The organism is Caballeronia glebae (assembly GCF_001545035.1).
GTDB classification, from domain to species: domain Bacteria; phylum Pseudomonadota; class Gammaproteobacteria; order Burkholderiales; family Burkholderiaceae; genus Caballeronia; species Caballeronia glebae.
The window spans coordinates 1-1,960 of sequence record NZ_FCOJ02000158.1 but is presented as its reverse complement, the minus strand read 5'-3'; the positions used below and the strand labels follow the sequence as shown (position 1 = coordinate 1,960).

Sequence of the window (1,960 nt, the reverse complement as noted above, 5' to 3'; positions counted from 1 at the left end):
TCAACGACACAAAGACCTCAGTGCGAACGTACTTGGGTCGTGCCGGTATCGAGAATTTCCAAGGAAAACTCATTATTGCCGATCCCACAGAAAGGAATATCGTGATTCCTTCATCAGCTCCACCTCAATATGTCTGTGGAGATCGAGGTTGCTCGGTTTCGTTGATCTATTCGACCGACGGCGGGCGCACGTTTTACGGAAATCGTTTTATGCGATCTTTCGATCCATATAGAGATACTGAGCAATACACGGTACTGGTAACGAGAGACGCATATTTTATTGAAAAGCGGTTCAGCCAAAACTTCGCCAGCGTAGATCGGTTTCCTCTTATTCCGGGATTTAGGTATGGACACGATATACTACCTGACGCGGACAAAGTCCAGTTCAACACAAAGATGCCATCAGGCTTACGATCTCCATCAGGTCAGGAACGATTCGCATGCGACGCGTCCATTCGACCGACTAACCCTGATGCGCCGCTAAAGTAGGAATGGGCTTTGCGATAGCTGCATCGTCGACTTTCCATCTCGACACACGGAAGGTCGCCTTGTTGACCAACAATATCGTTTCGTCCCGGAGCACTAAGCACTGAGCCGTCCATGATTGAAGATAAAAATGAAGCAACCAGGTTGTGCAGACGACACTGAAGCATGAGTAAATTCATATTTTGCACCGCATTTCTGACCACGCTCGCCGCGTGCGCAAGCGGACCGCATCAATTCACCTACGCCGACTTTGAGAGACGCAAAGGTGCTGCCATACGACGCGCCCCCGCAAGTGATCTACCGAATCGACGATCACCGATTTATAACGCTGGAGCACTATCGTGATTGCAACCACGGCGATACTTATTACAACGATAGCAAGGCATCTATTCGGACGTATCTCGGACGCGGCGGCATAGAAAACTATCAGGGACAACTCATCGTTTCTGATCCATCCGAGAAAAATGTCGTTATCCCTTCTTCTGCGCCTCCAAATTTCGCTTGTAGCGACCGCGGTTGTAGCGTGTCTCTAATATATTCCACGGATGGAGGACGTACATTTAGTGGAACAGATTTTATGCGGTCGTTCGATCCATTCACCGATACTCGGAGATACGCGGTTCTCGTGACGAGCGATGCCTATTACGTGGAAAAAAAGCGCCAATACGATTCTTACGTAAATCGCTTTCCGCTTGTACCGGGATTTAAATACGGTCGCGATACACTCCCGCTCAACAACAGGATTCAATTCGACGTTAAGGTCCCCATCGGACTTCGCTCTCCATCCGGTCAAGAGCGATTCTCCTGCAACGCCTCGATACGACCAACTAACCCCGAAGCACCTCTGAAGTGAGCACGGCTATGAAGATCGTGACGGACGAAAGCTCACTTTTCTGAACGATGTCGTTTCTTGCCCTGAGCACTGGCCGTCAATGATTGACACGCTCGTCTTTTTGATCACGCCCGATGCCGCCGTGCGCGAGCAAAAGCTATCCAGCTATCAGCCGATATCGAAACGCGTGCACGGCTATCTGATCAGCCCGCTCGGCGGACATCGCGTCGACGGGATCACGCTCGATTGACCGGCCGCTCAGGACGGTGCAGCGTTCGTTCTCGCGCGCGTGAATCGGTCTCTGCGACACCGCTGATGATGTCGGAAAGCTGGAGTGAGTTGCTTAGGGTTAACCGATTAGGACGTAAGGCTACGGCGTGTATTTCAATTGGGGCACGTTTGAACCGGTCGCCACGCCTTCGACGATCGGCTGAAAGACCGTGATGGATGAAGTTAATGAAATCGATGCGATAAGGCTGAAGGAAAAGCTGGAAAGCGATAAACGTTCTGAAATATACGGACGAGGCTAAACATGAAAACAGTGCTTTTGACGATGTTGATTCTTCCGATGTTGCAAGCGTGCGCAACCAGCGGGCCGAAGCCGTTCGTCTATGGAGACTTTAAGGCTGTCAAAGTTTTGCCT

General features: G+C 50.6%; 3 protein-coding genes. All 3 read left to right on the top strand.

The features are described from left to right. On the top strand, nt 1-488 hold a 488-nt coding region (locus AWB82_RS39375; RefSeq protein ID WP_456061749.1), incomplete at its 5' end, for a T6SS immunity protein Tli3 family protein. A gap of 262 nt (nt 489-750) precedes the next feature. After that, complete coding sequence (locus AWB82_RS39370) at nt 751-1,338, top strand: T6SS immunity protein Tli3 family protein (protein ID WP_456061748.1); 588 nt, start codon at nt 751-753, stop codon at nt 1,336-1,338. A 79-nt stretch (nt 1,339-1,417) separates the two neighbouring features. Beyond that, on the top strand, nt 1,418-1,567 hold the full coding sequence (locus tag AWB82_RS37855) for a hypothetical protein (RefSeq protein WP_159462669.1): 150 nt from the start codon (nt 1,418-1,420) through the stop codon (nt 1,565-1,567). Nucleotides 1,568-1,960: the final 393 nt, after the last annotated feature.